The following is a 25363-nucleotide window of genomic DNA, read 5'->3' as shown; positions in this document are numbered from 1 at the left end:
GAAAATCGCAATCTGCGCCATCGCGTCTGCGCCGTACCCTCACCCCAACCCCTCTCCCGAAAGGAGAGGGGCTAAAGCTCGTCCTCGTCGGAGGTGTCTTCGTTGTCCGCCAGCAGCTCGCGCAACTCGCGGAACAGTTCGCGATACGCATGCGGCGGCTTGTTCTTCTTGCGTTCTTCGCCCGCGTTGCGGACCAACTGGCGCAGGTGCTGGCGGTCGGCAGACGGAAACTCGGACAACAGCTCGGCGAGGGCCGCGTCGCCGTCTTCCAGCAGGCGCGAACGCCAGGTTTCCACCGTGTGCAGGATCGCCGTCTCGCGTCGCTTGGCGTCGCCGCCCACTTCCATCGCATCGCGGATCGCATCCAGGGTCTCGTCGCTTTCCCGCCGCATCTGTTTGGCCAGGAACTGCAACTGCCGCTTGTGCGCGATGTGCGAAGTGATGCGTTGGGTCTCGTAGATATGTTCCAGCAAGCCTTCGGGTATCGGCAACTTCGCCAAATGGGCCGGAGCCAGCGCAACCAGTTTTTCTCCCAGGCTGCGGATGTCCAGCGCCTCGCGCCGCTGCTCGCTGCGGCTGGGCCCCAGGTATTCCCCGGTTTCCGGGTCGATTCCACGCATTTCCGCTCTCCAGAACTTTGTTACAGGATAAGCCATTGAACGCAATCGCCGATTTTTCCGCCGACGACAGCCTGCAGCGCCTGGACGCGCTGGAGAGTCTTTCCGGGCGCCTGCTGGACCGCGCCCGGGCCTTGGGCGCCAGCCAGGCCGAAGTCAGCTGCAGCGAGGACCGTGGCCTCAACGTCAACGTGCGCATGGGCGCGGTGGAAACCGTGGAATCCACCCGCGACCGCAGCATTGGTGTCACCGTGTATTTCGGCCAGCGCAAGGGCAGCGCCAGCACCGCCGATCTGCGCGAGGAAAGCCTGGACGCCACCGTGGCGCAGGCCTGCGCCATTGCGCGCTACACCGAGCACGACGAAGCCGCCGGCCTGGCCGATGCGGAGCTGATGGCCACCGACTTCCCGGATCTGGGCGCCTGGCATCCCTGGGCGCTGGAGGCCGACCACGCCATCGACCTGGCCCTGGCCTGCGAATCGGCGGGACGCGAGTTCGATCCGCGCATCGCAAATTCGGACGGAACCTCGGTCGGCAGCGGCGAAAGCATTTCCGTCTACGCCAATTCGCACGGATTCTTCGGCCGCGACCGCAGCACCCAGCACTCCATCGGCTGCGCATTGATCGCCGGACAAGGCGAAGACATGCAGCGCGACGGCTGGTACAGCAGCGCCCTGTCGCGCGAAGGGTTGGAAGCGCCGGTTGCGATAGGCCGTCATGCGGCCGAACGCACGCTGGCGCGTCTGTCGCCGCGCTCGGTGGCCACCGGCCAGTACCCGGTGCTGTTCGCCGCCGAAGTGGCGCGTTCGCTGATCGGGCATCTGTTGGGTGCGGTTTCCGGCGGGGCCTTGTACCGGCGCGCCAGTTTCCTGCTGGACCATGCCGGCAAGCGGATATTTCCCGACTGGTTCGCCATCGAGGAGCTGCCGCTGCTGCGCGGCGGCCTGCGCTCGGCGGCCTTCGATGCCGAAGGCGTGGCGACCCGCCAAGCGCCGCTGGTGAGCCAGGGAGTACTGCAGCGCTATGTGCTGGGCAGCTATTCGGCCCGCAAGCTGGGCCTGCAGACCACGGCCAATGCGGGAGGCGTGCATAACCTCGAGGTCGCCGCCAATGCGGGCGGTTTCGAGGAAATGGTGGGCGGCCTGCACAACGGACTGCTTGTCACCGAGCTGATGGGGCAGGGTGTGAACCCGGTCACAGGCGACTACTCGCGTGGCGCCGCCGGATTCTGGGTGGAAAACGGCGCCATCGCCTATCCCGTGGATGGCATCACCATCGCCGGCAACTTGAAGGACGTATTCGCGGGCATCGAAGCGGTGGGCCGCGATGTGGACCCGCGGTCCCACATCGGCTGCGGTTCGATCCTGGTGGGCAGGATGACCGTCGCCGGCGGCGATTGACGTTTTTCTGGACATGGGGTGTCGTGCGGCTGTAGTGTCGCCCCGGTTAGCCTGCAGCACCACTATCCACCATTCTAAAGGGAACAAGAAATGAGTGAATTCGATAACGTGACCGCACCACCGCCGGCGCCCTCGGGCAGCGCACCGCAGGAAGACAGGACCATCGGACTGCTGACGCACCTGTCCGGCATCATCGCCGGTTTCATCGTTCCGTTGATCATCTGGCTGATCAACAAGGACAAGCCGGAAAAATCCTGGCTGACCGACCAGTCAAAGGAAGCGCTCAATTTCCAGATCACCCTGCTGATCGTATACGTGATCGGCATTATCCTTTCGGTGATCCTGATCGGCGCATTGATCAATCTGATCGCCTGGATCGCCTGTATCGTCTTCAGCATCATCGGCGGCCTGGCCGCCAACAAGGGCGAAGCCTATCGCTATCCGTTCGCGCTGCGCCTGATCAAGTAATCCGGAAACCCCGTTTCCGTACGAAGGCCCGGCTAGTCCGGGCCTTCGTCGTTATGGGGGCGCGGGAAAGGGATTCTTCGTCAACGCAGAGCGCAGTGGCGCGTTAGTCCTGTTGTTCACCCCGTCGCGGAGCCAGCACATGCCTTCAACGGAAGCCGTCAGCGCCGTCAACCGTTTCGGCCTGGGGGCCAGGCCAGGAGAGCTCGCAGGTATCGGCGACGCCCGCGCCTGGCTGGATGCGCAGCTGCGCAGCGACGCCTCGCGGGCCGCTTTCTCGGGCCTGCCTTCCAGCCTGGATTACCTGCGCCGCGAAACCGAATACCTGGAGCAGCGCCGCCAAAGCAAGCGGTCGGGCGAAAACGCCCAGGCCAAGCAGATGAAGATCGGCCAGTTGTACCGCCAGTCCCTGATGAAGGAGCTGGGACGCCGCTACCAGGTCGCCGTCGCCAGCGAGAACGGTTTCGTCGAGCGCCTGGTGCGGTTCTGGTCCAACCATTTCGCCATTTCCGTGGACAAGCGCCAGGCCGCGCTGTACGCCGCGCCGATGGAGCGCGAGGCGATCCGTCCCAACGTGCTGGGCAGCTTTTCCGATCTGCTGCTGGCGGTGGAAACGCATCCCGGCATGCTGCGTTACCTGGACAACGTGCGTTCGGTCGGCACCGATTCCAGGTATGCCGAGCGCATGCGCAAACGCGCCGCGAAGCAAGCAAACGGCAAACCGAAACGCGAGCCGGGTCTGAACGAAAACCTGGCGCGGGAAATTCTGGAATTGCATACCCTGGGCGTGGACGGCGGCTACACCCAGGGCGACGTCACCGAGCTGGCGCGCGCGATCACCGGATGGGGCGTGCCCCTGCCGCAGGACTGGAAGCGCGGCACGCCGCGTTCTTCTTTCGTCTTCCGCACGGCAGCGCACGAAGAAGGCACGCGCGAGCTGCTGGGGAAGCGTTATCCCGAAAGCGGAGAAACGCAAGGCCGCGCGATCCTGTCGGATCTGTCCCTGCATCCGGCGACCGCACGCCATCTGGCTTACAAGCTGGCGCGCCATTTCGTCAGCGACGATCCGCCCGTCGCACTCGTGGACCGCTTGGCTAACGCATGGCAGCGCAGCGAGGGAGATCTGCCTACGGTGTATCGCGCTTTGATAGAAAGCCCGCAGGCGTGGTCGCCAGCAGCGCGGAAGTTCAAGACGCCCGATGACTTCCTGGTATCGGCGCTGCGCGCCCTGGACATGCCGCCGACGGACAATCCGCGCATGTCGATGGGATTGCTCACGCGCATGGGGCAGCCTCCGTTCACGCCGCGATCGCCGGCGGGTTTCGCCGACGACGCCGCGCAATGGAGCGGACCGGACGCGCTGTGGAAGCGGGTGCAAGCGGCCAGCAGCATCGCCGACGCGGCGCCTGCCGAACGCGCCGATCCGCTGGCAGTGGCACGGAACCTGTTCGCCGGCAGTCTGGATGGCGAGACCATGACGGCATTGCGGCGCGCCGAATCGCCGCGCGATGGGCTGGCGCTGCTGATCGCCAGCCCCGCTTTCCAATGGAGGACTTGACATGAGCCTGACCCGACGCGGTTTCATCGGCGCCGCAGGCGCATTGACCAGCCTGACTTTGTGGCCGGGTCTGGGCATGGCGGCTGCGAACGACACCCGCATGCTGGTAGTACTGTTGCGCGGCGGCGTGGACGGGATGCACGTGGTGGTGCCGCGCAACGACCCTGCCTATGCGCGTCTGCGCGGCAACCTGGCGCCTGCCGATGCGCGCGCATTGGATGCGGATTTCTCGCTGCACCCATCGCTTTCCTTCGCCCACGAACTCTACGGCCGCAAGCAATTGCTGCCGGTGGTCGCGATCGCTCCTCCGTATCGCCAGCGTTCCCACTTCGAAGCCCAGGACTGTCTGGAAAACGGCACCGCGCGGCCGGGCGGCATCTCCACCGGCTGGCTCAATCGCTGCGTCTCGGCCATGGCCGGTAGCGAAGCCTTGTCGCTCACCACGGTGATGCCGTTGATCATGCGCGGGCCGGGCGATGCGACCACCTGGTCGCCGCCCTTGCCAGAGGAAGTCAATCCGGTGCTGCTGCAGCGGTTGCAGACCTTGTACGCGGCCGATCCGAAACTCGCCGGCTCTTTCGCGCGCGCGGTCGAAAGCCAGGACATGGAGATGAGCGGCGGCAAAGGCGGGCGCCTGCCGCAGGCAATGGCTTCGGCGGCCGGTTTCATGGCCAAGGCGAGCGGACCGCGCATCGCCTTCGTCGAGGATTCGGGCTGGGACACGCACAGCAACCAGGCCGCTGTGTTGGCGCGCAAGCTCAAGGAACTGGATGCGGGGCTGCGTGCCTTCCACGATGGCATGACGCCTCTCTGGAACAGAACCGTCGTGATCGTGCTCAGCGAATTCGGCCGCACCGCGGCCGCGAACGGTACCGGCGGCACCGATCACGGCACCGGCGGCATTGCGTTGCTCGCCGGCGGCGCGGTGAAGGGCGGACGCATCGCCGGCGATTGGCCGGGATTGGCGCAAGGGGCCTTGAACGAGGGCCGCGATCTGCGCGCTACCAGCGACACGCGCGCGCTGCTAAAAGGCGTCCTGGCTTCGCATTTGCGCATACCGGAATCGGCGCTGGAGACGAAGGTGTTTCCCGATAGCCGCGACGTGCGCGCGATCGAAGGGCTGCTCTTGTAGGAGCGGGCCCTGCCCGCGACGGAGCGTTACCGGTAACGCCCGGTCGCGGGCAGGGCCCGCTCCTACAAGGATGCTGTCTTAGTGGGTACGGTGGATGGCGAGCTTGCCCAGCGCCCACAGCGCGGTGGCGCGTTCGCGGAAAGGGGACAGCGCATCGTGCATGACCCTGTCCAGCTCGACCAGCTTGGCTTTCGCGCCGTCCATGCCCAGCAGGGCCGGATAAGTGGACTTGGCCTGCGCCGCATCCTTGCCCACGGTCTTGCCTAGCTGCTTGGAATTCGATTCCACGTCCAGGATGTCGTCGCGCACTTGGAAGGCCAGACCCAGCGCATCGGCGAAGGTATCCAGCAGCTTGAGCGTGCCTTCGTCGATGCTGCCGCCCATCGCCCCCATGCGCACCGAGGCCCGGATCAGCGCGCCGGTCTTGAGACGGTGCATGCGCTCCAGATCCGCGAGCGTCTGCACCTGGCCGGTGGCGTCGATATCCAGCGCCTGGCCGCCGCACATGCCGCCGGCGCCCGCGGCCAAGCCCAATGCACGCAGCCAGGACACGCGCAATTCGGACGCGACCGGCGCTTCTGCCAGCACCTCGAAAGCCAGCGATTGCAGCGCATCGCCGGCAAGGATCGCGGTGGCTTCGTCGAAGGCGACATGCACGGTAGGCCGGCCGCGCCGCAAGGCGTCGTCGTCCATCGCCGGCAGGTCGTCGTGCACCAGCGAATAGGCGTGGATCAGCTCCACCGCCGCCGCGGGCGCATCCAGCCAGCGCTCGTCGGTGCCGAACACCGCGCCCGTGGCGTAGACCAGCAGGGGGCGTATGCGCTTGCCGCCGCCGAGCACCGCGTGGCGCATGGCCGCATGCAAGCGTTGCGGCGGGATCGAGGCCGAGGGCAGGGCGTTGCCGAGTGCGGTTTCGACGCGTTGGGCCCAGCGCAGGAACGGGGCTTCAGTTTCCATCGGGCAGCGGCGCAAAGGGTTCGGCCGCATCGGGCTGTTCCGGATCGCTGAGCAGGCGCACGCGCAGCTCGGCCTGTTCCAATGCCGCCTGGCAACGCCGGTACAGGCCCACGCCGCGCTCGTAGGCGGCCAGCGACTCTTCCAGGCTCATCTCGCCCTGTTCCATCTTCTCGACCAGCAGCTCCAGTTCGTCCAGCGACTGCTCGAAATGGGCGACGGGGGAAGCATCGGGGGCGGGTTTGCGTGGCATGGGGCAAGTTTGGGGATGCGGGGGGAATAGGTCAATGCAGGCCGTTCATGCCTGGCGCGCCCAAAGCAGGCGCGCGCCCGCCTCGCGCAGCCATGCGTCGAAACCGGCGGAATAAGCCAAGTCCGCGATCGCCACCAACTCGCCCGCGCCGTTGGAGAGCAAGGGCAGGACCTCGCGCTCCCAGGGCGGTACGCCGAGTTCCTGCAGCACGTTCTTGAGCGCATGCGAATGCTCGCGGCCGGGCAGGGCGATGCGCTCACCACCCTGGCGCGCGAACACGCGCAGGGGAGAGGGGAACGCTTCCGCGCCCTGCAGGTGGAGCAGATCTCCGCCCGGCAGCGGCAGCGGCTCGCGCCCGCTCCATTCTGCGTTCCATTCGGCCGGCAACGGCTCGCGCCGCCATTGCGCATGCAACAGGTCGCGCCAGCGTTCGATCACCGCATCGCGCCATTGGAAGCGGGCCTGGGCGTCGGCTCGCGCCGGCAGCAAATCGGTTTCGATCTGCGCGACGCCTTCGCCTGGCAGTGGCGGAAGGCCGAGTTCTTCGATCCATCGCCGCAGCACGCGTGCGCGCCGCGTCGCCGGCAGTTCCAGCAGCGCCGGTACCGAAAGCGCACATGGATCGGCGGTGCGAGCCATCGCCAGCGCCAGGACGTCCTCGCGCTGTAAGAGTTCGACAGCATCGGCGCTCAACACCGCGCTGCGCGTGAAAGCGGCATCGGCCTGCGGCCAGCGTTCGCGCAGCAATGGCAGGATGCGCTGGCGCAGGAAATTGCGGTCGTGATGGAGGTCTTCATTGCTGGGGTCTTCCAGCCAGGCCAGGCCGTGCTGGTTCGCGTAAGCGAGCAGTCCGCTTCGTGGCGTGTCCAGCAGGGGGCGCCAGTGTTTTCCCGCAGCGAATTTCCGCCATGGCCGCATCGCCGCCAATCCATCCGGCCCGGATCCGCGCAGCGCGCGTAGCAGAAAGGTTTCGGCCTGGTCGTCGCGATGATGGGCGGTGACCAGCGTTTCGCCTTCCCTCAGTACGCTTTCGAATGCCGCGTACCGCGCCTTGCGTGCCGCGGCCTCCAATCCTTCGCCGCTGTCGCGGTCCACGACGACCTTGAGGATCGTCAACGGTACGCCAATCGAACCGCAGAATCCGGCGCAATGGTTGGCCCAGTCCTCGGCCAGCGGTTGCAGGCCGTGGTGCACGTGCACGGCGCGCAGGCCTTGTGCGCGGACCTGCGGGTCTTCCGACAGCGCATGCAGCAGTACGGTGGAATCCAGCCCGCCGCTGAGCCCCACCAGCAAGGGCGCAGGCCTCTCTCGATGCAAGGCGCGGTACAGAACGATGGCGGGATCGGCAGCGGTCATGTACGCATCCTAGCCGTTGCGTCCACGGCATGCTCGGGTCCGCCAGCCCGCACCCGGGAGACGCAGGAGTCTGTAGGAGCGACGCGAGTCGCGAAGCCGATGACGATTCCGGCGTTCAGAGCTTCGCGACTCGCGTCGCTCCTACAGAGCCATGGAGACGCGCGAACGATCAGTTCAGCGCCGCCAACTCGCGTTTGGCCGCATCGATCCACTCGCGCTGCTCGCGTTGATAGTACTTGGGCGCAGCGGCGGAGCGGGTCAGTATCTCGTTGAAGATTTCCTTCGCCTTGCCGGTGTCGCCGCTGCGCACCAGCAGCGATCCGTAGCGCGCCCGGGCTTCTTCGCCCGGATATCCCTGCACCACATTTTCGTACTCATGCAGCGCGGCAGGCATGTCGCCGCTGGCTTCCACGGTACGCGCGTAAAGCAGATGCCCGTCCTTTGATCGGTAATTGGGATTGGCCGCGATCAATGCATCCAGCGTCTGCCGCGCCTGTTGTGGCTGGCCCAGCCCGAACTGCGCTTTGGCCAGTCCCAGCATCGTCTCCGGATCGGTTTCGTACAGACCCTTGAGCGCCCCTTGGTAAAGCTCGGCCGCCTGCTGGAAGTCGCCGCTCGCCAGGCTTTCCTCGGCCAGGCGACGCCGGTTGGCCTGCGTGTCGGAAAGTCCGAACTGGCGGCTGGCGTGGCGTTTCTCGCGTTCGGGATCGATCTTCGCGGCGACCTTGCGCACCACGCGCCGGGCGCCTGGATCGTTGCGCATTCCGGGCAGGATCTCGGCGAAGAAATAGATCGCCACCGCGATATACGAGAACACCAGCAGGATGAAGATCCAGTACATCGGCCGGCCGGTGCGGACCACGTGCACGCAGCAGGCGATTTGGAGAACGATGGAAAGGAGGAGGATGGGGCTCATGGCGAGTCGATTTTTATATGCGATGAAGATTTGTAGGAGCGACGCGAGTCGCGAAGCTCACGACAACTCGATTCTCCGCGGCTTCGCGACTCGCGTCGCTCCTACAAGAACCGAGAAGCGCTATGCGGCTTCGTAAGCCCCGTAACCGCGCAACCGCTGGTACCGCTGCTTCAGCAACTCGTCCATCGGCAATTGTTCCAACGCATCCAGCTCGTTGAGCAACACGGCCTTCAGACGCGTGGCCATCTGCCGTGGGTTGCGGTGCGCGCCGCCGATGGGTTCGCGCACCACCTTGTCCACCAGGCCCAGCGAGAGCAGGCGCTTGGCGGTGATGCCAAGTTGTTCTGCGGCATCCTTGGCCTTGTCGGCGGATTTCCACAGGATCGACGCGCAACCTTCCGGCGAGATCACAGAATAGGTGCCGTATTCCAGCATCAGCGTACGGTCGCCGACGCCGATGGCCAATGCGCCGCCCGATCCGCCTTCGCCGATCACCGTGCAGACGATGGGCACGCGCAGTTCGGCCATCTCCATGAGGTTGCGGGCAATGGCCTCGGACTGGCCGCGCTCTTCCGCGCCCACGCCGGGGTAGGCGCCAGGAGTGTCGATGAAGGTCAGCAGCGGCAGCTTGAAGCGCTCGGCCAGCTTCATCAGGCGCAGCGCCTTGCGGTAGCCCTCGGGACGCGGCATGCCGAAATTGCGCGCGATCTTGCTCTTGGTGTCGCGGCCTTTCTGGTGGCCGATGATGACCACGCTACGGCCATCGATGCGGCCCAGGCCGCCGACGATCGCGGCGTCGTCGGCGTAGGCGCGGTCGCCGGCCAGTTCCTGGAACTCGTCGCAGAACACGCGGATGTAGTCCAGCGTGTACGGTCGCGCCGGATGCCGGGCCAGCTGCGAGACCTGCCAGGGAGTGAGGTCCCGGAAGATCTGGGCGGTGCGCACGCGGAGTTTGTCCTGCAAGGCGTGCACTTCGGCGTCGACGTTGACCGCCGGGCCGGTGCTGGCGCTGCGCAAGTCCTGGATCTTGGATTCCAGGTCGGCGATGGGCTGTTCGAAATCCAGGTAATTCGGGTTCATTTACGGACTGCGGACCGGAAAGGAGGGGAGTTTAGCCGAAGCGGGGCGAGGAACCCGTACGGGTGGGTAGGGCGGCGGCTTTTCCTTCTCCCCCCGGGAGAAAGCCTGCCCCGTACTTGATACGGGGTGGCGCGAAGCGACGGATAAGGGAATGGCAATGAATTGCAAATCAACCTTCCACTACAAGCTGACAATCCATTCCCTCATCCGCCCTCCGGGCACCTTCTCCCAGGGGGAGAAGGAAAAGCCTAAAAAGCCTAATTCGCCCAAGGCCTTGAGATAGCGACCTTGACCGTCCGCACCCCCGGATGCGCCCTCAGCGCATCCAGCAGCTCCGTGTCCACGCGCACCGACTTGGGACCGTTCAAATCCAGCACGCCGGCCACGCCGCGTTCGCCGGATTTCAGCAGCAGGTCCAGGCGCAGGGGGGTGGCTCCCGGGCGGTGTTTGGCGAGCAGGGCGTCGATGCGGTCCCAAAGACCGGGCACGCGCATGTCCAGCCGCAGCGACAGGCGCTGGGCATGGCTTGAGCAGAGTTGCGCGTAGTCCCAGCACTGGCGCACGCGCAGGCTGAAGCCGCCGCTGAACTCGTCCTCGCGCAGGCCGCCCTGCACGATCAGGATGCGGTCGCGGGTCAGCAGCGGTGCCATCTGGGTGTAGGCCTCGGCGAACACGCTGCACTCGATGCGCCCGCGCCCGTCCTCCAGCTGCACGAACACCTGGCTGTCGCCCTTGCGGCGCAAGGCGACCACCTGCCCGGCGATGACTACGCCCACTTCCGGACGCCAGCCTTTCTTCTCGGCCTGCGGCGCGCCGCTCCACAGCTTATCCAGCTCGCCCAGGTCGGTGCCGACCAGTGCGCGCAGGTCGTCGCGATACGGATCCAGCGGATGTCCGCTCAGGTAGTGGCCCAGGGTCTCGCGTTCGCCCGCCAGCTTCTGCGACAGCGGCCATTCGTCCACTTCGGTCAGCAGCACTTCCAGCGCAGGCGCCGCGTCGCCGCCGCCGAACAGGGAAACCTGGCCGGCGTCGCGCTCCCTGGCCAACTGGTCGGTGGCTTTCACCACCTCCGGAAGCTGCAGCATCAGCGAAGCGCGATTCTTGCCCAGCGCGTCCAGCGCGCCCGCATTGACCAGCGCTTCCAGTGCGCGGCGATTGAGTTTGGACGAATCCACGCGCTTGCAGAAATCCAGCAAGTCGCGGAAAGCGCCGCCGCTTGCGCGTTCGGCGGAAATTGCCTCGCAAGCGCCACGCCCCACGCCCTTGATCGCGCCCAGTCCGTAGCGCACGGTGCGCGCGTCGGTGGCCACGAACATGTACTCCGAAGCGTTGACTTCCGGCGGCAGCACTTCGAGCTTCAGCGTGCGGCATTCGTCCAGGAAGCCCACCACCTTGTCGGTGTTGTCCATGTCCGAAGACAGCACCGCGGCCATGAACTCGGCCGGGTAGTGCGTCTTCAGCCACGCGGTCTGGTAGGACACCAGCGCGTAGGCGGCGGCGTGCGACTTGTTGAAGCCGTAGCCGGCGAACTTCTCCATCAGGTCGAAGATGGAATCGGCCTTGCGCGCGTCGATACTGTTATTGCCGGCGCCTTCGCGGAAGATCTCGCGGTGCTTGGCCATTTCCGCCGGATTCTTCTTGCCCATCGCGCGGCGCAGCAGGTCGGCGCCGCCCAGCGAATAGCCGCCGACGATCTGCGCCATCTGCATGACCTGTTCCTGGTACACCATGATGCCGTAGGTGTCGCGCAGCACGGGCTCCACGCGCGCATCCGGATACTCCACCGGCTCGCGCCCATGCTTGCGCTCGATGAAGGACGGAATCAGGTCCATCGGGCCCGGGCGGTACAGCGAGACCAGGGCGATCAGATCTTCGAAACGGTCTGGCTTGGCGCGCTTGAGCAACTCGCGCATGCCGCGCGATTCGAACTGGAACACCGCGCCGGTATCGCCGGTGGAGAACACGCGTTCGTAAGTGGCCGCGTCGTCGAGCGGAATCGCGGAGATGTCGATGGGGCCGGGATTGGGGATTGGGGATTCGGGATTCGTAGAAGCAAGAGCGGATTCCCGCTTTTGCTTTTGCTCTTGCGAATCCCCAATCCCCATTCCCCAATCCCGGCGGTTGATCGCCTTCACCGCCCAATCGATGATGGTCAGCGTGCGCAGGCCCAGGAAGTCGAACTTCACCAGGCCCACCGCTTCCACGTCGTCCTTGTCGAACTGGGTCACCGGCGACTTGCCGCGTCCCTCGACGTCGTGTTCGGCGAACAGCGGGCAGAAGTCCGACAGCGGCGAAGGCGCGATCACCACGCCGCCGGCGTGCTTGCCGGCGTTGCGGGTCAGGTCTTCCAGTTGCCGCGCCAGATCCATCAGGTCGCGCACGTCGTCTTCGTCGCGGTAACGGTCGATCAGTTCCTGCGACACCATGCTGCTGTCGCCTTCGCCCATCGCGTCCTTCAAGGTCACGCCCAGGATATTGGGAATGAGCTTGGCGATACCGTCCACCAGACCGTACGGGAAACCCAGCACGCGGCCGGTGTCGCGCACCACCGCCTTGGCTGCCATGGTGCCGTAGGTGATGATCTGGCTGACCCGGTCGCGGCCGTATTTGCGCGCGACGTAGTCGATGACTTCGTCGCGGCGGTCCATGCAGAAGTCGATGTCGAAGTCGGGCATCGACACGCGTTCGGGGTTGAGGAAGCGCTCGAACAGCAGGCCGTAGGGCAGCGGATCCAGATCGGTGATGCCGAGCGCCCAGGCCACCAATGAACCGGCGCCGGAGCCGCGGCCGGGACCGACCGGGATGCCGTGCTGCTTGGCCCAGTTGATGAAGTCGGCAACGATCAGGAAGTAGCCGGGAAATCCCATGCGCACGATGACGTCGACTTCCAGGTCCAGGCGCGCGCGGTAGTCGTCGGCGGTGTGCCCTTCGGCCAGCGGATTCCTGCGCAGGCGCTCCTCCAGGCCGGCATGCGACTGGCTGCGGATCCAGCTGTCCAGGGTTTCGTCGCTGGGCACCGGATATGCCGGCAAGGCGTATTGGCCCAGCGTCAGTTCCAGATTGCAGCGCTGCGCCAGCGCATAGGTGTTGTCGATCGCATCGGGTACGTCCGCGAACAACGCGGCCATCTCGTCCGGCGATTTCAGATATTGCTCGGGGCTGTACTCGCGCGGCCGCTTGGGATCGTCCAGCACGCGGCCGGTGGAAATGCATACGCGCGCTTCGTGCGCATCGTAGCCTTCGCGGTCCAGAAACCGCACATCGTTGCTGGCGATGACCGGAAGTCCGCGCGCGGCGGCGGCATGCAGGGCGAAGGCGTTGAACGCGTCTTCGCCTTCGCGCTGGGTGCGGGTGATTTCAAGATGCAGGTTTTCGCCGAAGCTGCGTTGCAGGTCGGCCAGGTGCTGCTCGGCGTGTTCGTGGCGTCCGCCCGCGGCCAGCCGTCCGGCGTAGCTGTGGCGGCCGGCGATGGCGAACAGGCCTTCGCAATCCTCGCGCAGCCATTCCGGCGCGATGGCCACGCCGTCGGTGTGATGGCCTTCCATCCAGGCGCGCGTCAGCAGGCGCGACAGCGACAGGTAACCGGTATGGTCGCGGCACAGCAAGGTCAGCTGCCAGGGGCTTTCCTTGCCGTCGACGATGCTCAGATCGGCGCCGGCGATGGGCTTGATGCCCACCGACTCGGCGGCTTTGTAGAACTTGACCAGCGCGAACAGGTTGTTGCGGTCGGTCACCGCCAGCGCCGGCAGCCTCATTTCCACTGCGCGGCTCAGCAGATTGGGCCGTTTGGCCTTGTCCGGGCGCGCCTCGTCCGGCTTTTCGGGCACGCGGATGGTCGAATCCGCGAGCGAGAATTCGGTGTGCAGGTGGAGGTGGATGAAGCGGGAGGACATACCGCTAGCAGGGTAGCGGGAGGGGTGTAGTGGAACAAGGCTTGACAGGCCCGAACGCCCGCCAAGCACGCTCCGGAATCCCTCAGGTCAGGACTTCGGCCCCTGCCGGTGTTTCCTCGCCCAATGCGCGTCGAACCGGGGCGAAACTGCGGCGATGGTGCGGGCAGGGGCCGTGCTGAGCCAGCGCGGCCAGATGGGAGGGCGTCGAATAGCCCTTGTGCACGTCGAATCCGTATTGCGGATGCTGCTCATGCAACTGCTTCATGAGCCGGTCGCGGGTGACCTTGGCCACGATGGAAGCGGCCATGATCGCGCGATCCAGGCGGTCTCCTCCTATCAGGGTTTCCGCGCGGCAGGGAAGGCCCTTCGGCAACGCATTGCCGTCGATGCGCGCAAGTCCGGCGACATGGGCCACGCCTTCCACGGCCAGGCGCATGCCCAGCATCGTCGCCTGGTAGATGTTGATGCGGTCGATTTCCTCGACTTCCACCAGCACCACGTGCCAGGCCAGTGCGCGTTCGACGATGCGCGAGTACAGCACTTCGCGGCGCGCAGCATTGAGCTGCTTGGAATCGTCCAGTCCGTTGATGCGCGGACGCGCAGGGTCGAACACCACCGCAGCGACCGCGACCGGCCCGGCCAGCGGTCCGCGACCGGCTTCGTCCACGCCGGCTACCAACAGCGGACGCTCGACGGCATTGGAAGCGGGAAACAGCAGCGGATGCTGGCTCATGACGAAGATCCCGCACCGCGCAGCAGACTGGCTATCGCATCGGCCGCGCTTGCCGACGCATCCTGGCGCAACGTCTCATGCAACTCGCGGTAACGCGGTTGCAGCGCGCCGGTGATTTCCGGATGCTGGAACTGGTTCAGCACGGCCGCGGCCAGATTCTCCGGCGTGCATTCGTCCTGCATCAGTTCCGGCGCCACATCGCTGCCGGCCAGCACGTTGGGAAGCGCGTAGCGCTCGACTTTCAACATGCCGAACGCTTTGACGATGCGGTAGGTCAGCGGCGCCACCTTGTAGCCGACCACCATCGCGCGCTTGGCCAGCATCGCCTCGAGCGTGGCGGTGCCCGACGCCAGCAGCACCACGTCTGCCGCCACCATCGCCTCGCGTGCGCGGCCATCGGTGAGCATCGGCGGCGCGGCGAATCCGGTTTCGGCGATCAACGGCCGCAGCGCGTCCGCGCAGGCGGAATTCGCCGCGGGCACCACGATCTGCAAGTAGGGAACGGATTCGGAAATCATCCGCGCCGCTTCCAGGAAAATCTTGCCGAGCCGCCCGATTTCTCCCAGCCGGCTGCCAGGCAGTACCGCCAGGACCGGCGTGTAGGCATGCAGGCCCAGCGCGGCGCGTGCGGTGGCCTGGTCCGGTTCCAGCGGCATCTCGTCGGCCATCGGATGGCCCACGAAACGCGCATCGATGCCGTGCCGGGCGTAGATCGGCGGCTCCATCGGGAACAGGCAAAGGACCATGTCCGCGCTGGCTCCGATTTTCTGCGCGCGTTTCTCGCGCCAAGCCCATACCGAAGGGCTCACGTAATGCACGGTGCGAACGTCGCGACGCTTGAGCCAGCGCTCCACGCCCAGGTTGAAGTCGGGGGCATCGATGCCGATGAAGACGTCCGGCTTCCATGCGAGCACGCGCTCGCGGAATTCGCGGCGCAGCTTCAGCAGGCGTGGCAGATGGCCGAGGACTTCGGACAGGCCCATCACCGCCAGCTCGCCCGAGTCGTACCAGGTTTCGCAGCCGCTCTGGCGCATCGCCTTGCCGCCGATGCCGGCGAATTCCGCTTCGGGGAAGCGCTTGCGCAGCTCTGCGGTCAGGCCCGCACCCAATGCATCGCCCGAAGCCTCGCCAGCGACCAGCGCAATGCGTTTTGTGCGCTCGCCGGCCTGCAGCATTCCCGGGTGTGCGGCCAAGTCCGACAGCGTCGGCGCCGCTTCGTCGCTGCCGGTTGCCGCGCCGTGCCGCCAGCCGCTCATCGCAACAGTGGCCGTTCGCCGCTTTCGATGAAATCCAACAACGCGCGCACGTCGGCGCTGTCGCGCGCCTGTTCGGCCAGTTGCTGCTTTGCTTCGGCCAACGGCAGGCCGGCGACGTACAGGGTGCGGTAAGCGCGTTTGATGGCGCTGATGCGGTCGGCATCGAAACCCCGGCGTTTGAGGCCTTCGCTGTTGATGCCGCGCGGGCGGCCCTGGGCCTCGGTCGCCACCATGGTGTAGGGGGGCACGTCGCCGCTGACCAGCACGCCCATGCCGAGGAACGCATGCGCGCCGATGCGGCAGAACTGATGCACGCCGGCGAAGCCGCTCATGATCACCCAGTCGCCGATCTGCACATGGCCGGCCAGGGTGGAGTTGTTGGAGAACACGCAGAAGTCGCCGATGCGGCAGTCGTGCGCGACATGCGTATAAGCGAGCAGCCAATTGTCGTCGCCGACGCGGGTGAGGCCGCCGCCGTCGCCGGTGCCGCGGTTGATGGTGACGAATTCGCGGATGATGTTGCGGTCGCCGATGACCAGCTCGGTGCGCTCGCCCTTGAATTTCTTGTCCTGCGGGTCGCCGCCGATCGCGGCATGGCCGATGATGCGGTTGTCGCGGCCGATCCGGGTAGGGCCGGTGATGCTGCAATGCCCGCCGATCACACAGCCTTCGCCGATCTCGACGTCCGCGCCGATGCTGGTGAACGGGCCCACGCGCACGTTCGCGCCCAGCCTGGCGGCCGGATCGACCGATGCGCTGGGGTGGATGAGCGTCTCGCCGGCGGCCATGGTCAGCCCCGGTCCTCGGCGCACAGCACTTCGGCCGAGGCAACTTCCTGGCCATCCACCCGGGCGATGCCTTCGTACAGCGCCATGTTCTTGATCAGGCGCTTGAGGGTGACGTCCAGATCCAGGCGATCGCCAGGCACCACCATTCTCTTGAAGCGCGCGTTGTCCACCTTGACCATGTAGAACATGCGGCCCGCGGTCTGCCCGTCGTGCGAAAGCTGGGTAAGCAGTCCGCCGGCCTGGGCCAGCGCCTCGATGATGAGCACGCCGGGCATGATCGGCTTGCCCGGAAAGTGGCCGGTGAAGAAAGGCTCGTTCTGGGTCACGTTCTTGTAGGCCAGGATGCGCTTGTCGCGCTCCATCTCCACCACCCGGTCCACCAGCAGGAATGGATAGCGATGCGGCAGCAGTTTCTGGATGCCTGCGGCATCGAGGGGCAGCGGAAAATGTTGGCTCATGGTTACTCCTTGTCGGTAGCCGGCAGGCGGCGTGCCAGGGCGTCGAGTTGCTTGAAGCGTGCGGCGTTCTTCCGCCAGCTGCGGTTGTCGGTCAGCGGCGTGCCCGAGGAATACTCGCCGGGTTCGCGGATCGAATGGGTCACCAGCGACATCGCGGTGATGGTCACCTTGTCGCATATTTCCAGATGGCCAAGAACGCCCGCGCCGCCGCCGATCAGGCAGTAGCGGCCGATCCTGGCGCTGCCGGCCGCCGCGCTGCAGCCGGCCATCGCCGTATGCGCACCGATGTGCACGTTGTGTCCGATCTGGATCTGGTTGTCCAGGCGCACGTCCTCTTCCAGCACGGTGTCGCCCAGCGCGCCGCGGTCGATGCAGGTATTGGCGCCGATCTCGCAGTCGTCGCCGACCGTCACGCCGCCCAGCTGCGGTACTTTGATCCAGTGGCCGGCGTCCATGGCCAGGCCGAAACCGTCCGCGCCCAGCACCGCGCCGGGGTGGATGCGCACCCGCCGTCCCAGGCGCACCCGGGTCACCAGGGTCACCCGCGCGATCAGCTCGCTGCCTGCGCCGATCTCGCAATCTTCGCCGATCACGCAGCCCGGCCCGATCACGCAACCCTCGCCGACGAGGCTGTTGGCCCCGATCGTGACGAAAGGACCGATATGCACGCCGTCGGCGATGCGCGCAGCAGGGTCGATCACCGCCGAAGGATGGATACCGGGATCGCGAACAGGTTGCCGGTCGAACAGAGCGGCGATCTTGGCGAAGGTGGTGTACGGATCGCGGGCGATCAGCACGGTGCCGGGGGCTTCCGCGGCGTCTTGCTCGCGCAGCACCACGACGGAGGCGCCGCTGGCCGGCAATTGATTGCGGTAACGCGGATTGGCCAGGAAGGTCAGTTGGCCTTCGCCCGCGCCGGAAAGGGTGCCCACGCCGCTTATGCGCAGGCTTCCGTCGCCGCGCAGCACCAGGGCGTAGCGTTCGGCGATCTCGTCGGCGGTGATGCTGAAAGTGTCCACTGGGCGCAGTTTAACGTCTTGGGCGCTGCCGCGTAGAAGAAAGGCCCGGGGTTGCCCGGGCCTTGAGGGGACATCATTGAGGGAGCATGGCGCCTGCGCGGCGATCCTCAGAACGCGCCGCCGAAGGTGAACTGCAGGCGTTCGACCTCGTCTTCGTCTTCCTTGCGCAGCGGGAACGCGTAGCTGATCGAGATCGGCCCGACCGGCGCGCGCCACAGCAGCGAGATGCCGGTGGAGGCGCGCAGTTCGCCCGCGTCGAAGCTGTCGGTATCGGCGTAGACGTTGCCGAAATCCACGAACGCCGAAACGCGCGCGGCCTTGGAATCGAACAGTTTCGGAAAATACATTTCCAGCGAACCGGTGGTCTTCAGCGACCCGCCCAGCGGCTGTCCGCGGACGCCGCCGATCTCCTCCGAGCGGGGGCCCAGGGTGTTGTCGCGGAAGCCGCGCACCGAGCGTACGCCGCCGGCGTAGAAGTTCTCGAAGAAGGGCAGGCCCGTGGCGGTAAGCACGCCAGCCTCGACAGTGCCAGGCGCGCACTCCGACGCAGCCTTGGTTTGTGGATCGCTGGGATTGACCCGGCATAGGCGCCGCGAAAAATCGTTGCCGTAGCTGTCGCCGTATCCCACTTCGGCACGCGTATTGAGCACCAGCGATTGGCTGAGCGGCCAGTACTTGGAGAACTCGTAGTTGAGCTTGAAGTACTCGACCGTGGAGCCGGGCAGGGTGATCTCGGTGGAGACGCGCTGGTAGGTGCCGCGGGTCGGCATGAAGTAGTCGTTGCGCGTGTCGCGCGCCCAGCCCAGTTCGGTACGCCAGGCGTGGAACGTGCGCGTTCCGACGGCATCGATGTAGTCGATGATCGATTCGGGCGTGGAGCCGCGGAAGGTCAGGATTTCGTTGGTGTCGATGCCGAACAGCAGCGAGACGGTGTCGTTTTCGGTGATCGGCAGGCCCAGCACGCCTTGTGCGGCGGCGCTGGTGGTCGAGTACTGCGCGGTATTGAAGCTGGAGTAATCGAACTCGCGCCACCACAGGTTGTAGCCCAGCGACATGCCTTCGTCGGTGAAGAACGGGTTGACGAACGAGAACGAATAACGCTGCAGGTAGTCGCTGCGTTGCGCTTCCACCGAGACCCGGTTGCCGCCGCCGAGGAAGTTGTTCTGCGACAGCTGGATCGAGGTGGTGAGGCCGGACAGCTGCGAGTAGCCCAGGCCGAACACGAAGCTGCCCGAAGTGGTTTCCTTGACGTTGAAGACCACGTCCACTTCATCGTTGCTGCCGGGCACCGGCGGGGTTTCCACGTCCACGGTTTCGAAATAGCCAAGGCGCTGCAGGCGGATCTTGGAACGGTCGATGGCCGCCTGCGAATACCAGCTGCCTTCGAACTGGCGCATCTCGCGGCGCAGCACTTCGTCGGCCGAACGGCTATTGCCCTTGAACACGATGCGGCGCACGTTCACCCGCGGGCCGGGCACGACCTGCAGGTTGATGGCCACGGTGCGGTTCTCGCGGTCCACGGTGGGGATCGGGTTGACCTGCGAGAAGGCGTAGCCGATGTTGCCCAGGGTGGAGGTGATGGCGTCGGAGGTGTATTCCAGGACCGCGCGCGAGAACACCTGGTCCTTCTTCACCAGCACCAGCCGCTCGATGTCCTCCACCGGCAGGATGGTGTCGCCGGTGACCTTCACGTCGGACACCTTATACTGCTCGCCTTCGGTGATCCCGGCGGTGATGTACATGTTCTGCTTGTCGGGACTGATCGCCACCTGGGTGGAGTCCAGCGAGAAGTCCACGTAGCCGCGGTCCAGGTAGTAGGAGTTCAGCTTCTCGATGTCGCCGGAGAGCTTTTCCCGCGAGTACTGGTCGTCGCGGCGGTACCAGGACAGCCAGTTGCTTTCCTTGGATTCCCAGCCGTCCAGGATGTCCTTGTTCTCGAACTTCTCGGTGCCCACCAGGTTGACGTGGCGGATCTTGGCGGCCTTGCCTTCCTTGACGTTGATGGTGATGTCCACGCGGTTGCGGTCAAGCTTGGTCACCGTCGGATTGATTTCGACGTTGTACTTGCCGCGGTTGTTGTACTGCTTGGTCAGCTCCTGGGTGACGCGGTCCAGGGCCAGGCGGTCGAAGGTTTCGCCTTCGGCCAGACCGATGTCCTGCAGGCCCTTGGTCAGGTCTTCGGTCTTGATGTCCTTGTTGCCGCTCAGGGTCAGCTTGTTGATCGCCGGGCGCTCAGCCACGGTGATCACCAGGATGTCGCCCTGGCGATCGAGTTTGACGTCTTCGAAGAAGCCGGTGCGGTACAGCGCGCGGATCGCTTCGCCGATCTTGGTGGAATCGACCGTGTCGCCGCGTTCGATCGGCAGATAGGTCAGCACGGTGCCGGCCGAAATGCGCTGCAGGCCGTCGATGCGGATGTCGCTGGCGGTGAAGGCGTCCGCACTGGCGGTCGCCGGCAGGCCGAATTCCGTCGTCTGCGCCCAGGCCGGCAATGCGATGGCCGAGGCCAGGGCGAGGGCGAGCAGGCGGCGGGTGGGGAGTCGCGTCATCATCACATCCGATTGGGTGGGTGCTGCTGTTGCCTGCAAGAGCGCAGGGGTTTGCCGAAATTGGGCCGGCGGGGAAATTGGGTGGGAGCGAGCCGGGAATATCCGGGAAAGCAGGGCCATCAGGTCACCAGACGGAAAATGTCGTTGTAGAACGCCAGACCCATCAGGCTGGCCAGCATGGCCAGACCCACGTATTGCCCGGTGGCCATGGCGCGCTCGCTAAGCGGACTGCCTTTGACCAACTCTATAAGGTAATACAGCAGGTGCCCGCCGTCCAAGACCGGGATCGGCATCAGGTTGATGATGGCCAGGCTGAGCGACAGCAAAGCCAGGAAATACAGGAACCAGTCGACGCCGCGCTTGGCCGTCGCATTGGCTACCTGGGCGATGGTGATGGGGCCGGAAATGTTCTTGATCGAGGCCTGCCCAGTCAGCATGCGGCGAATCATGCCCAGCGAACCGGAAGCCAGCTTGCCGGTTTCCCTGAACGCCGCCGGGATCGCAGCCAGCGGGCCGAATTGCTGTTTGGCGTCGTAGGCTGCGGGCTGTAGCTGGGCCGGGGGCGCGATGCCCAGGGTCCAATATTCCTTGCCCGAGTCCGGGTCGCGCCACCAGACCGGCTGGATGTCGAGCGCCAGGCGTTCGCCGTTCCGCTCGACCTCGATCATGGCGGCGCCGCCCCGTGCTCCCAGCTTCTGCACCAGCGGCGAGATATCTCCGAAGCTGCGGACCGGATCGCCATCGACAGCAGTGATCCGGTCGCCGGCGACCAGCACCTTGGAGGCAGGCGAGCCGGGCTGGGTCTTTTCGACCAGGGCCGGGGCCAATTGGTGCTGCCAGGCGAAGCCGGCAAGCCCGGCCACATTCTCCTGGTCGAAGCCGGGCGGCAAATCCGTAAGCGAAAGGCTGCGGGTGTGCTCGACTCCCATCCGGTCGGAAACCACGATCTGCGGGTCATGGCGGTCCATCGCCGCCGTGGTCATGGCCTGCAGGGCGTCGCCCCAGGTGTTGATGGTCTGGCCATCGACCGCCTGGATCCTGTCGCCGGCCACGAAACCGGCCTTGGCGGCCAGACCGCGCGCCTGACCTACCGTGGCGCTGTAATCCTGCCGCCCGATCACGAACATGGCCCACAGCAGCGCCACGCACAGCACCAGGTTGGCGATGGGCCCCGCCGCGACGATGGCGATGCGTTGCAGCACAGGCTTGCGGTTGAAGGCCTGCGGCAGGTCGGCGGCGGGGACGTCGCCCTCGGCCTCGTCCAGCATCTTCACGTAGCCGCCCAATGGGATGGCGGCTATGGCGAACTCGGTCCCATGGCGGTCGCGGCGCGACCACAGCGGCTTGCCGAAACCCACCGAAAAGCGCAGCACCTTCACGCCGCAGCGCTTGGCTACCCAGTAATGGCCGAATTCGTGGAACGTCACCAGGACGCCCAAGGCCACGACCATCCACCAGATTGAGCCAACGATGTCACTCATGCGGGGAGCTTGTGGCCTTGTGATTGCGCTAGTTGTGAGACGGCATGCTGCGTGAGGGCGTGTTCGGCGAGGCGTCGCGCCTGCGCGTCGGTCGCCAGCAGCGCTTCCAGCGACTCGGCCGGGGCTGCGGGCAATCGGGCGAGAGTCTCCTCGACCAGCGCGGGAATGGCTAGGAAACCGATTCGGCCCTGAAGAAAGGCTGAAACAGCGACCTCGTTGGCGGCGTTCAGCACCGCGGGCGCGCTGCCGCCGGCTTCCAGCGCCTGCCAGGCCAGGCGCAGGCAGGGGAAGGCGTCGGTGTCGGGCGCTTCGAAATCGAGCCGGCCCTGGGCCAGCAGATCCAATCCGGCCACGCCCGATTCGATCCGCTGCGGCCAGCCCAGGCCTACCGCCAGCGAGGTGCGCATGTCGGGTAGTCCCAGTTGAGCCAGTGTCGAGCCATCGACGAATTCCACCAGCGAATGCACCAGGCTTTGCGGATGCACCAGTACGCCCAGCTTTTCGCCGGGCATGTCGAACAGATGGTGGGCTTCGATCAGTTCCAGGCCCTTGTTCATCAGCGTGGCCGAATCGACCGAGATCTTGGGGCCCATCGACCATTTGGGGTGGGCGATGGCCTGCTCGCGCGTGACCGAGGCCAGCGAATCCCGGCTGCGGCCCCGGAACGGCCCACCCGAAGCGGTGAGCACAATGCGCCGCACATCGCCCTGAGTCTGGCGTGAACGCAGGCACTGGAAGACGGCGTTGTGCTCGCTGTCTATCGGGATGATCTCGGCATTTGCGCTGTTCGCCGCGGCCATGAGCAGCTCCCCGGCCAGCACCAGCGATTCCTTGTTGGCCAGCAGCAGGCGCTTGCCGGCGCGTGCGGCGGCCAGGGTGGAGCCCAGGCCGGCGGCACCCACGATCGCGGCGATGACCGTGTCGCATGCATCGCCCGAAACCAGGGCCTCCAGCGCTGCGTCCCCGGCATGCGCCTGAGTGTCCAGCCCGGCCTCGCGCAAGCCGTCGCGCAGCGCAGCGAAACGCGATGGGTCGGCGATCACCGCGTGGGCGGGGCGATGGGACACGCAAAGCGCAATCAGTGCATCTACCTGCGTACCGGCGCTGAGCACCGAAGCCCGCAACCGGTCGGGATGGCGCGCGATCACGTCCAGCGCCGAGGCGCCGATCGAGCCGGTGGCTCCGAGTACCGCGATGGCGCGCGCAGAGGTCATGTCAGAAGCCGAACAGTTCTTTACCCAGCGCGAAGATCGGCAAAGCCGCCAGCACGCCGTCCAGGCGATCCAGGAAGCCGCCGTGACCGGGAATCAGAGTGCCCGAATCCTTCGCGCCGACGTGGCGCTTGAGCAGGCTTTCGAACAGGTCGCCCACTACCGAGAACAATACCGTGACGACGGCCACCACGATAAAGGCCGGAACCTGGGGCGGGGTCAGCCCGGCGAATGCCGCGAACAGAAGCCCCGCCGCGACGCCCGCCAGCAATCCTCCCAACAGGCCTTCGATGGTCTTGTTGGGGCTGATGCGCGGCGCGAGTTTGCGGTTTCCGAACAGCCTGCCGCCGAAATGGCGGCCGGCGAAATAGGCGCCGCTATCGGCGGCCCACACGATGACCAGCGCCGCAAGAAGCCAGAGATGGCCCATCAGGTTGTCTACGCTGTCGGCGGCGGGCGTCTGGAAGTTGTCGGAGTGGATCAGGCAAAGCGCGCACCAGGCGGGAATCACGGCAAGCGTGCCGGCGGCCAGCTTGAAGACCCGGGCGTAGGTCTCATGGTCGGAGGCGAAGTTGAAGAACCGCAGCCACAGCAGCGACAGGAACCACCAGACGACGCCGGCCAGGACGACGATCTGGAAAAGCGCAGGCGAAAGCCCGGAACCGGTGCGCGAAGCCCACAGCAGCAGCACCATCAGCATCAGGTTCGCTATCAGCAGCAGCGTGCGCGACAACGTATCGTCGATTTCCGCCAGCTTGAACCATTCCCACAGCCCGATCAAAAACACCAGCGCCACGGCTGCGGACAACCATTGCGTGGGCAGGAGCAGGATCGCGGCGATCGCGACGGGCGCCATGACCAGCGCGGCGATGATTCGGGTTCTGGTCATGCGGGTGATTGCTCCGTGGTGGCGTCGGCCACCTGTGCGCTGGTCAGTCCGAAACGGCGCTCGCGGCGCGCGTAATCGTCGATGGCCGATTGCAGGGTGGCGGCGTCCAGTTCCGGCCAGAGAAGTTCGGTGAACCACAGTTCCGTATAGGCCAGCTGCCACAGCAGGAAATTGCTGATGCGGTGATCGCCGCCGGTACGGATGAAAAGATCGGGCGGCGGCAGGTCGGCCAGCGCCATTCTCGATGCGACCGCCGCTTCGTCGATGTCCTCCACGCGCAGCAGGCCTGCGGAGACGTCGGCGGCCAGCGCGCGCGCGGCGGCGGCTATGTCCTGGCGTCCGCCGTAGCTGGCGGCGATGACCAGGTCGAGTCGCTGGTTTCCGCGGGTCTGGTTTTCGGCGGCGTCCATGCGTTCGCGGATGCCCGGCGAAAAGCGCTCGCGCTCGCCGATGAAACGCACGCGCACGCCGCGGCGGTCCAGCTCCTCCACTTCGCGGTCCAGCGCATTCATGAAAAGCTTCATCAGCGCGCCTACTTCTTCCTGCGGACGCCCCCAGTTCTCGCTGGAGAAGGCGAACAGGGTCAGCGCGCGTATGCCTCGCTCGAGGCAGAAATCGATGCACACGTTGACTGCGCGCGCGCCGGCGCGATGGCCGATGATGCGCGGACGCCGGCGGCGCTCGGCCCAGCGCCCGTTGCCGTCCATGATGACGGCGAGGTGTCGCGGCACGGCGGCAGGGACGGGGGTGGATGCGGGCGGCATGGCAGTCATCGGGTATGCGACTGCGTCAGACGGACATCAGTTCCTGCTCTTTCGCCTTCACCACGTCATCGACGTCCTTGATCGCCTTGTCGGTGAGTTTCTGGATCTCGTCCTGGGTCTGACGTTCCTCGTCCTCGGTGATTTCCTTTTCCTTCAACAGGTCCTTGACCTGCTGGTTGGCGTCGCGACGGATGTTGCGGATGGCGATCTTGGAGTTTTCGCCTTCGCCATGCACGTGCTTGGACAGCTCGCGGCGGCGTTCTTCGGTCAGCGCGGGAATATTGATGCGGATCACCGTGCCGGCGGTATTGGGGGTCAGGCCCAGGTCCGAAGCCAGGATCGCTTTTTCCACCGCCGAGACCATCTGCTTTTCCCACGGGCTGATCGTGAGCGAACGCGCATCGGTCACCGTCACGCTGGCGACCTGGGTCAGCGGCATGTCCGAGCCGTAGTAGTTGACCTTCAGATGATCGACCAGCGCGGTGGTGGCGCGGCCGGTACGCAGCTTGGTCAGGTCGTGACGCAGCGCCTCGATGCTCTTGGCCATGCGCGCCTGGGCGTCTTTCTTGATTTCGTTGAGCATCGCCGGAT

Annotated in this window: 22 protein-coding genes; 4 read left to right on the top strand and 18 right to left on the bottom strand. The window is 65.9% G+C overall.

Annotation, left to right across the window (positions count from 1 at the left end; translation table 11 throughout):
* Nucleotides 1-71 precede the first annotated feature (71 nt).
* Entirely contained in the window at nt 72-620 is a 549-nt protein-coding gene (gene yjgA / locus CSC73_RS11405) for a ribosome biogenesis factor YjgA (protein WP_163840557.1), read from the bottom strand.
* 35 nt (nt 621-655) lie between these two features.
* Between yjgA and pmbA the strand changes: the two genes are divergently transcribed.
* The 4 genes from pmbA to CSC73_RS11385 all read left to right on the top strand — a co-directional run bounded on the left by pmbA (nt 656) and on the right by CSC73_RS11385 (nt 5172).
* Nucleotides 656-2017, top strand: a complete 1362-nt coding sequence (gene pmbA / locus CSC73_RS11400) for a metalloprotease PmbA (RefSeq protein ID WP_163840556.1) — start codon at nt 656-658, stop codon at nt 2015-2017.
* Nucleotides 2018-2107: 90 nt separating this feature from the next.
* Nucleotides 2108-2485 (top strand): DUF4870 domain-containing protein, encoded by a 378-nt coding sequence (locus tag CSC73_RS11395; RefSeq protein WP_163840555.1) that lies wholly within the window; start codon nt 2108-2110, stop codon nt 2483-2485.
* A gap of 139 nt (nt 2486-2624) precedes the next feature.
* Nucleotides 2625-4040 (top strand): DUF1800 domain-containing protein, encoded by a 1416-nt coding sequence (locus CSC73_RS11390; protein WP_163840554.1) that lies wholly within the window; start codon nt 2625-2627, stop codon nt 4038-4040.
* Nucleotide 4041: 1 nt separating this feature from the next.
* Entirely contained in the window at nt 4042-5172 is a 1131-nt protein-coding gene (locus tag CSC73_RS11385) for a DUF1501 domain-containing protein (RefSeq protein ID WP_163840553.1), read from the top strand.
* 78 nt (nt 5173-5250) lie between these two features.
* On the opposite strand, the gene CSC73_RS11380 is transcribed toward CSC73_RS11385, so the two are convergent.
* The 17 genes from CSC73_RS11380 to frr all read right to left on the bottom strand — a co-directional run bounded on the left by CSC73_RS11380 (nt 5251) and on the right by frr (nt 25355).
* On the bottom strand, nt 5251-6129 hold the full coding sequence (locus tag CSC73_RS11380) for a polyprenyl synthetase family protein (protein ID WP_163840552.1): 879 nt from the start codon (nt 6127-6129) through the stop codon (nt 5251-5253).
* A complete protein-coding gene (locus CSC73_RS11375; protein ID WP_093281312.1) occupies nt 6119-6379 on the bottom strand; it encodes an exodeoxyribonuclease VII small subunit in 261 nt (86 codons plus the stop codon). Before CSC73_RS11375 ends, CSC73_RS11380 begins: the two co-directional genes overlap by 11 nt.
* A 45-nt stretch (nt 6380-6424) precedes the next feature.
* Nucleotides 6425-7735, bottom strand: coding sequence for a tRNA lysidine(34) synthetase TilS (tilS, locus tag CSC73_RS11370; protein WP_163840551.1), 1311 nt, complete (start codon nt 7733-7735; stop codon nt 6425-6427).
* A gap of 169 nt (nt 7736-7904) precedes the next feature.
* Nucleotides 7905-8651, bottom strand: coding sequence for a tetratricopeptide repeat protein (locus tag CSC73_RS11365; RefSeq protein ID WP_163840550.1), 747 nt, complete (start codon nt 8649-8651; stop codon nt 7905-7907).
* Between the two features lie 120 nt (nt 8652-8771).
* Nucleotides 8772-9731 carry an acetyl-CoA carboxylase carboxyltransferase subunit alpha gene (locus CSC73_RS11360; RefSeq protein ID WP_163840549.1) on the bottom strand — a complete coding sequence of 320 codons (960 nt, stop codon included), beginning with the start codon at nt 9729-9731 and terminating at the stop codon, nt 8772-8774.
* 257 nt (nt 9732-9988) lie between these two features.
* Complete coding sequence (gene dnaE, locus CSC73_RS11355; RefSeq protein WP_163840548.1) at nt 9989-13624, bottom strand: DNA polymerase III subunit alpha; 3636 nt, start codon at nt 13622-13624, stop codon at nt 9989-9991.
* 82 nt (nt 13625-13706) lie between these two features.
* The gene (locus CSC73_RS11350) at nt 13707-14357 is read right to left on the bottom strand and encodes a ribonuclease HII (RefSeq protein ID WP_163840547.1); all 651 of its coding nucleotides are present in this window, start codon (nt 14355-14357) and stop codon (nt 13707-13709) included.
* Entirely contained in the window at nt 14354-15613 is a 1260-nt protein-coding gene (lpxB, locus tag CSC73_RS11345; RefSeq protein WP_163840546.1) for a lipid-A-disaccharide synthase, read from the bottom strand. The genes CSC73_RS11350 and lpxB overlap by 4 nt, the downstream gene beginning before the upstream one ends.
* The gene (gene lpxA, locus CSC73_RS11340) at nt 15610-16401 is read right to left on the bottom strand and encodes an acyl-ACP--UDP-N-acetylglucosamine O-acyltransferase (RefSeq protein ID WP_163840625.1); all 792 of its coding nucleotides are present in this window, start codon (nt 16399-16401) and stop codon (nt 15610-15612) included. Before lpxA ends, lpxB begins: the two co-directional genes overlap by 4 nt.
* Before the next feature lie 2 nt (nt 16402-16403).
* Nucleotides 16404-16859: a 3-hydroxyacyl-ACP dehydratase FabZ gene (gene fabZ, locus CSC73_RS11335; RefSeq protein ID WP_163840545.1), complete on the bottom strand. Its 456-nt coding sequence runs from the start codon at nt 16857-16859 to the stop codon at nt 16404-16406.
* Between the two features lie 2 nt (nt 16860-16861).
* Complete coding sequence (gene lpxD / locus CSC73_RS11330) at nt 16862-17878, bottom strand: UDP-3-O-(3-hydroxymyristoyl)glucosamine N-acyltransferase (RefSeq protein WP_163840544.1); 1017 nt, start codon at nt 17876-17878, stop codon at nt 16862-16864.
* A 107-nt stretch (nt 17879-17985) separates the two neighbouring features.
* Nucleotides 17986-20427: an outer membrane protein assembly factor BamA gene (bamA, locus tag CSC73_RS11325; RefSeq protein ID WP_163840543.1), complete on the bottom strand. Its 2442-nt coding sequence runs from the start codon at nt 20425-20427 to the stop codon at nt 17986-17988.
* A 119-nt stretch (nt 20428-20546) separates the two neighbouring features.
* Nucleotides 20547-21908 (bottom strand): RIP metalloprotease RseP, encoded by a 1362-nt coding sequence (rseP, locus tag CSC73_RS11320; RefSeq protein WP_163840542.1) that lies wholly within the window; start codon nt 21906-21908, stop codon nt 20547-20549.
* Nucleotides 21905-23122 (bottom strand): 1-deoxy-D-xylulose-5-phosphate reductoisomerase, encoded by a 1218-nt coding sequence (dxr, locus tag CSC73_RS11315; protein WP_163840541.1) that lies wholly within the window; start codon nt 23120-23122, stop codon nt 21905-21907. The genes rseP and dxr overlap by 4 nt, the downstream gene beginning before the upstream one ends.
* Before the next feature lies 1 nt (nt 23123).
* Nucleotides 23124-24008: a phosphatidate cytidylyltransferase gene (locus CSC73_RS11310; protein ID WP_163840540.1), complete on the bottom strand. Its 885-nt coding sequence runs from the start codon at nt 24006-24008 to the stop codon at nt 23124-23126.
* Nucleotides 24005-24772, bottom strand: a complete 768-nt coding sequence (uppS, locus tag CSC73_RS11305) for a polyprenyl diphosphate synthase (RefSeq protein WP_163840624.1) — start codon at nt 24770-24772, stop codon at nt 24005-24007. Before uppS ends, CSC73_RS11310 begins: the two co-directional genes overlap by 4 nt.
* Before the next feature lie 25 nt (nt 24773-24797).
* Nucleotides 24798-25355, bottom strand: a complete 558-nt coding sequence (frr, locus tag CSC73_RS11300) for a ribosome recycling factor (RefSeq protein ID WP_163840539.1) — start codon at nt 25353-25355, stop codon at nt 24798-24800.
* Nucleotides 25356-25363: the final 8 nt, after the last annotated feature.

Source organism: Pseudoxanthomonas sacheonensis, from assembly GCF_010093305.1.
GTDB lineage: Bacteria > Pseudomonadota > Gammaproteobacteria > Xanthomonadales > Xanthomonadaceae > Pseudoxanthomonas_A > Pseudoxanthomonas_A sacheonensis.
This window is presented reverse-complemented; position numbering and strand designations above follow the sequence as displayed.

Bases quoted from the DNA above. Each gene is read 5' to 3' on its own strand.
- CSC73_RS11365 (WP_163840550.1), bottom strand. From the start codon at position 8,651: ATGAGCCCCATCCTCCTCCTTTCCATCGTTCTCCAAATCGCCTGCTGC.
- dnaE (WP_163840548.1), bottom strand. From the start codon at position 13,624: ATGTCCTCCCGCTTCATCCACCTCCACCTGCACACCGAATTCTCGCTC.
- fabZ (WP_163840545.1), bottom strand. From the start codon at position 16,859: ATGAGCCAACATTTTCCGCTGCCCCTCGATGCCGCAGGCATCCAGAAA.
- CSC73_RS11350 (WP_163840547.1), bottom strand. From the start codon at position 14,357: ATGAGCCAGCATCCGCTGCTGTTTCCCGCTTCCAATGCCGTCGAGCGT.
- rseP (WP_163840542.1), bottom strand. From the start codon at position 21,908: ATGAGTGACATCGTTGGCTCAATCTGGTGGATGGTCGTGGCCTTGGGC.
- tilS (WP_163840551.1), bottom strand. From the start codon at position 7,735: ATGACCGCTGCCGATCCCGCCATCGTTCTGTACCGCGCCTTGCATCGA.
- CSC73_RS11310 (WP_163840540.1), bottom strand. From the start codon at position 24,008: ATGACCAGAACCCGAATCATCGCCGCGCTGGTCATGGCGCCCGTCGCG.
- CSC73_RS11395 (WP_163840555.1), top strand. From the start codon at position 2,108: ATGAGTGAATTCGATAACGTGACCGCACCACCGCCGGCGCCCTCGGGC.
- CSC73_RS11380 (WP_163840552.1), bottom strand. From the start codon at position 6,129: ATGGAAACTGAAGCCCCGTTCCTGCGCTGGGCCCAACGCGTCGAAACC.
- bamA (WP_163840543.1), bottom strand. From the start codon at position 20,427: ATGACGCGACTCCCCACCCGCCGCCTGCTCGCCCTCGCCCTGGCCTCG.
- yjgA (WP_163840557.1), bottom strand. From the start codon at position 620: ATGCGTGGAATCGACCCGGAAACCGGGGAATACCTGGGGCCCAGCCGC.
- dxr (WP_163840541.1), bottom strand. From the start codon at position 23,122: ATGACCTCTGCGCGCGCCATCGCGGTACTCGGAGCCACCGGCTCGATC.
- uppS (WP_163840624.1), bottom strand. From the start codon at position 24,772: ATGCCGCCCGCATCCACCCCCGTCCCTGCCGCCGTGCCGCGACACCTC.
- CSC73_RS11385 (WP_163840553.1), top strand. From the start codon at position 4,042: ATGAGCCTGACCCGACGCGGTTTCATCGGCGCCGCAGGCGCATTGACC.
- frr (WP_163840539.1), bottom strand. From the start codon at position 25,355: ATGCTCAACGAAATCAAGAAAGACGCCCAGGCGCGCATGGCCAAGAGC.
- lpxA (WP_163840625.1), bottom strand. From the start codon at position 16,401: ATGGCCGCCGGCGAGACGCTCATCCACCCCAGCGCATCGGTCGATCCG.
- CSC73_RS11375 (WP_093281312.1), bottom strand. From the start codon at position 6,379: ATGCCACGCAAACCCGCCCCCGATGCTTCCCCCGTCGCCCATTTCGAG.
- CSC73_RS11390 (WP_163840554.1), top strand. From the start codon at position 2,625: ATGCCTTCAACGGAAGCCGTCAGCGCCGTCAACCGTTTCGGCCTGGGG.
- CSC73_RS11360 (WP_163840549.1), bottom strand. From the start codon at position 9,731: ATGAACCCGAATTACCTGGATTTCGAACAGCCCATCGCCGACCTGGAA.
- lpxB (WP_163840546.1), bottom strand. From the start codon at position 15,613: ATGAGCGGCTGGCGGCACGGCGCGGCAACCGGCAGCGACGAAGCGGCG.